Source organism: Streptomyces regalis, from assembly GCF_001509475.1.
Lineage (GTDB): Bacteria > Actinomycetota > Actinomycetes > Streptomycetales > Streptomycetaceae > Streptomyces > Streptomyces regalis.
Genome location: NZ_LLZG01000264.1, coordinates 1 through 348 on the forward strand (window position 1 = coordinate 1; position 348 = coordinate 348).

Sequence of the window (348 nt, forward strand, 5' to 3'; positions counted from 1 at the left end):
CGGCTGCGAGCACGTCGACGTGGCCGAGCAGATCGCCATCGACCGGATCAAGGAGCTGTTCGGCGCCGAGTACGCCAACGTCCAGCCCCACTCCGGCGCCTCCGCCAACCAGGCCGCCCTGTTCGCGCTGGCCCAGCCCGGCGACACCATCCTGGGGCTGGACCTGGCCCACGGCGGCCACCTCACCCACGGCATGAAGATCAACTTCTCGGGCAAGCAGTTCCACGTGGTCCCGTATCACGTGGACGCCGACTCCGGTCTCGTGGACATGGCCGAGGTCGAGCGGCTCGCCAAGGAGCACCGGCCGAAGGTGATCATCGCCGGCTGGTCGGCGTACCCGCGGCAGCT

At 69.5% G+C, this 348-nt stretch carries 1 protein-coding gene; it reads left to right on the forward strand.

Annotated elements, in window-relative coordinates:
- A partial coding sequence (locus ADL12_RS25175; protein ID WP_159053291.1) for an aminotransferase class I/II-fold pyridoxal phosphate-dependent enzyme occupies positions 1-348 on the forward strand: 348 nt, incomplete at both ends.